General features: G+C 71.9%; 4 protein-coding genes. All 4 read left to right on the forward strand.

Annotated elements, in window-relative coordinates; all coding sequences use genetic code 11:
- Positions 1-248: hypothetical protein (locus tag AB0E96_RS38910; RefSeq protein ID WP_359831232.1), on the forward strand; the 248-nt coding region annotated here is incomplete at its 5' end.
- 115 nt (positions 249-363) lie between these two features.
- Positions 364-1,395, forward strand: coding sequence for a phosphate ABC transporter permease subunit PstC (gene pstC / locus AB0E96_RS38915; RefSeq protein WP_359831234.1), 1,032 nt, complete (start codon positions 364-366; stop codon positions 1,393-1,395).
- Between the two features lie 64 nt (positions 1,396-1,459).
- Positions 1,460-2,701, forward strand: coding sequence for a phosphate ABC transporter permease PstA (gene pstA, locus AB0E96_RS38920; protein ID WP_359831236.1), 1,242 nt, complete (start codon positions 1,460-1,462; stop codon positions 2,699-2,701).
- A 35-nt stretch (positions 2,702-2,736) separates the two neighbouring features.
- Positions 2,737-4,203: phosphate ABC transporter substrate-binding protein PstS (locus tag AB0E96_RS38925; RefSeq protein WP_359831238.1), on the forward strand; the 1,467-nt coding region annotated here is incomplete at its 3' end.

Genomic DNA, 4,203 nt, shown 5'->3' on the forward strand with positions numbered 1-4,203 from the left:
CCGCGGCCGGCGGCGCCAAGCCCGGCGCGAGCGCCGCGCCCTCCGGCAACGCGATCGCCGCGGCCCCCGTCGGCACCCCGGTGCCCGACCGTTCCGGCGCTGCCCGGCTGCTGCTGCCCGTCGCGCTGATCGCCGGCCTGGTGCTGCTGGTCGGTGGACCGGCCGCGCTGTTCCTCGGCGGCACCCCGGCCGGGGCGAAGGTGCTGGCCGGCGCCCGCACCCAGTGGTCGCGACTGCGCCGCAAGTAGGAACCCGCGCTCGGCGGGGCCGCCGTTCCGGCCCCGCCGAGCGCGTTCCCTCCCGCCGAGGCAGCGCCCCGGTCCCTCACCGAGCACGCCCGTTCCCGAGCACGGAGAGCACACCATGACATCCGCCGCCGAGCCCGCGGCACCGTACGCCGGGGCACCACGCGAACCCGGCCACGGGCCCGACCAGGACGTGCCGCGCACCATCACCGCCCCCGCGACCCCGGGCGACCGGGTCTTCCGCGGCGTGCTGCGGCTGGCCGGCCTCTCGGTCTTCGCGATCATGGGACTGATCGCCTTCTTCCTGATCCTGCGCGGCACCGACGCGCTGCGCGCCGTCGGCTGGTCCTTCCTGACCGAGCAGAAGTGGCAGACCGCCGCCCACAACTTCGGCATCGGCGCCGTCCTGCCCAACGGCCTGCTGATCGCGCTGATCGCGCTGGTCATCGCCGTCCCGGTGGCGCTCGGCACCGCGATCTTCATCTCCGAGTACGCCCCGGTGCGGCTGCGGGCCGCCCTGGTCTCGCTGGTCGACCTGATGGCGGCGATCCCCAGCATCGTCTACGGCCTGTGGGGCCTGTTCTTCCTCCAGCCGCGGATCCTCGGCTTCGTCCGCTGGCTGGCCAACCACCTGGGGGACTACGTCCCGTTCCTCAAGGTGCGCACCGGCGACATCGGCACCTCGTACACCTCGTCGACCTTCATCGCGGGGGTGGTGGTCTCACTGATGATCATTCCGATCATCACCTCGCTCAGCCGGGAGGTCTTCTCCCAGGCCCCGCAGGGCGAGCGGGAGGGCGCGTACGCGCTCGGCTCGACCCGCTGGGGAATGGTCCGCTCGGTCGTCCTGCCGTTCGGCAAGGGCGGTGTGATCGGCGCGGTGATGCTGGGCTTCGGCCGGGCGATGGGCGAGACCATCGCCGTGGCGCTGATCATCTCGCCGAACTTCAAGGCCATCACCCACATCCTGGAGAACGGCGCCAACTCGATCTCGGCGCTGATCGCGCTGCGCTTCGGCGAGTCGGACGCGCTGTCGCTCTCCGCGCTGATGGCCGCGGGTCTGGTGCTGTTCGCGCTCACCCTGCTGGTCAACGTGCTGGCCGGGTTCGTCATCAACCGCTCGCGCTCCGGCGCGGCGACGGCGGACTGAGCATGACGAACCGTCAGATCGCCCGTGGGGCACGCCGCCACCCGAACCGTGAAGGGACCATCCGATGACCACGCTCGACCTGCCGCCGGTCGCGGCGTCCGGGCCCGTCGACGAAGCGGCGCCCGCCGGGCCCGCCGCGACCGGGGCCCCGCGGCCGGAGAAGAAGCTCCGGATCGGCGGCGTCACCCGCGACGACGTCCTCACCGTGGCGGGCGCGGCCGTCGGCTCGCTCGCGCTGGACTGGGTGCTGTACGAGCGGGTGCTGCCGTTCAGCGGCGCCTTCGGCTTCCTGATCTGCTGGTACCTGCTCTTCCTGGCCGGCTACTACCTGGTCGGCCGGCTCCAGTGGCACCCGATGATGGTGCGGGACCGGCTGATCGCCGTGACGGCCTGGAGCTCCGGGCTGCTGGTGGTCGGGCTGATCGCCGAACAGATCGGCTACGTCGCCACCCGCGGCTGGGAGGCCGCCCAGCACCTCAACTTCTTTACCCAGTCGATGGACCACACCGGCCCGCTCGACGGGCTGGACTCGGGCGGCGCGCTGAACGCCGTCGTCGGCTCGCTGGAACAGCTCGGCCTGGCCACGCTGTTCGCCGTCCCACTGGGCATCGCGGCGGCCGTCTTCATGTCCGAGGTCGGCGGCCGGATGGCCCGCCCGGTGCGCACCCTGGTCGAGGCGATGACGGCCCTGCCGTCCATCGTGGCGGGGCTGTTCATCCTCGGCGTCGTGATCCTCACCTTCGGCTTCGAGAAGAGCGGCTTCGCGGCCTCCCTCGCACTCACCGTGATGATGATGCCGATCGTCACCCGGGCCGCCGAGGTGGTGATCCGGCTGGTGCCGGGCACCCTGCGGGAGGCCTCGTACGCGCTCGGCGGCAGCCAGTGGCGCACGGTGTGGAACGTGGTGCTGCCGACCGCCCGGCCCGGCCTGGTGACGGCGGTCGTGCTCGGCATGGCGCGCGGTGTCGGCGAGACCTCGCCGGTGCTGCTGACCTCCGGCTTCACCTCGCAGTTCAACGGCAACCCGTTCTTCGAGCACCAGGTGTCGCTGCCGCTGTACATCTGGAACTACGTCAAGCAGCCCTACGACGGGATGATCGCGCGCGGTTTCGCCGCGGGCCTGACCCTGATGGCCGTGGTGCTGATCCTCTTCGTCACCGCGCGCGTCCTGGGCGGCCGCCGACCCGGCCAGCTGACCAGGGCCCAGAAGCGCATGATCAGCCGGGAGGCCCGCCGCCAGGAGGCGGCCGCCCTCGGGGGCATCGCCCGCCCGTACGCCCTCCACTCCGAGGCGAAGCATCGATGACAAGGCCAACCACCCTCCGTACCAGAGGAGTTCACATGTCCAGGGGCCTCAGTCGCTCCGTGGCCCGGCTGCTGGCGGGGACGATGTCCCTGATGCTCGCGGCGGCCTCCCCCCTGCTGGGGCAGACCCCGGCGTTCGCGGCCTCCGTCTCGCTGAGCGCGGACGGCTCCAGCTGGGCCGGCCCCGCCATCGACCAGTGGCGGCAGGACGTGTCCCCGCAGGGCATCCAGATCAACTTCAACCCGGTCGGCTCGGCCGCCGGCCGCACCCAGTGGTCGGTCGGGCAGGACGACTTCACCGCCTCGGACGTGCCGTTCCGCTCCGCCCAGGACACCGGCGTGGGCCAGGGCGGCAAGGCGAACGGCGCCGGAAGCGCGGAGAACCCGGTCTGGGGCTTCTCCTACGTGCCGATCACGGCGGGCGGCACCACCTTCATGTACAACCTGGTGGTCGGCGGCAAGCAGGTCCGCGACCTGCGGCTGTCCCCGCAGACCATCGTGGACATCTTCACCAACAAGATCACCAACTGGAACGACCCGAAGATCACCGCCGACTACGGCAGGGCGCTGCCCAGCCTGCCGATCACCCCGGTGGTCCGCTCCGACGGCTCCGGCGCCACCGCGCAGTTCACCCGCTGGATGGAGCACACCCACAAGGACCAGTGGGACGCCTACTGCGCCTCCGTCAACGGTGTGAGCTGCGGCGACTACACCGAGTTCTTCCCGCCCTCCGGCCGGATGACGGCGCAGAACGGCTCCGACGTCGTCGCCGGCTACATCAAGTCCCCGACCAACGTCGGCACCATCGGCTACGACGAGTACGCCTTCGCCAAGCGCAGCAACTGGCCGGTCGTGAAGGTGCTCAACCAGGCCGGCTACTACTCGCTGCCGACCGCCTCCAACGTCGCCGTCGCGCTCACCGCCGCCAAGATCCGCGGCGTGGACGACGGCACCCCGGCGAACGACCCGAACTACCTGCAGCAGAACCTCGACGGCGTCTACACCATGGACGACCCGCGCGCCTACCCGATCTCCAGCTACAGCTACCTGATCGTGCCGCGGGCCGGTGCGGCCAGCCCGCCGCCGCCGCGCTTCAACAACGACAAGGGCTCCGCGCTCAGCCGCTTCCTCTCCTACGTGCTGTGCGAGGGCCAGGGCAAGGCGGACGACCTCGGCTACTCGCCGATCCCGCGCGGCCTGGTCAAGGGCGGGCTGCTGCAGACCAGGAACATCCCCGGCAACGCCAGCCCGGTCGACCCGAACACCCTCTCCAACTGCGCCAACCCGACCTTCAACTCGGCGGGCGAGCTGACCGTCCTCAAGAACGCCCCGATGCCCAGCCCCTGTGACAAGGCGGGCACCCCGATCGACTGCACCGTGCAGAACGGCCAGCCGGTCAAGACCGGTTCGGGCTCGGGCGGCTCCGGAGGCGCGGCCGGCGGGTCCGGCGGTGCCGCGGGCGGTTCCGGCGGCGCGGCCGGCGGTTCCGGCGGCACCGGCGGC

The organism is Kitasatospora sp. NPDC036755 (assembly GCF_040636595.1).
Taxonomy (GTDB): Bacteria; Actinomycetota; Actinomycetes; order Streptomycetales; family Streptomycetaceae; genus Kitasatospora.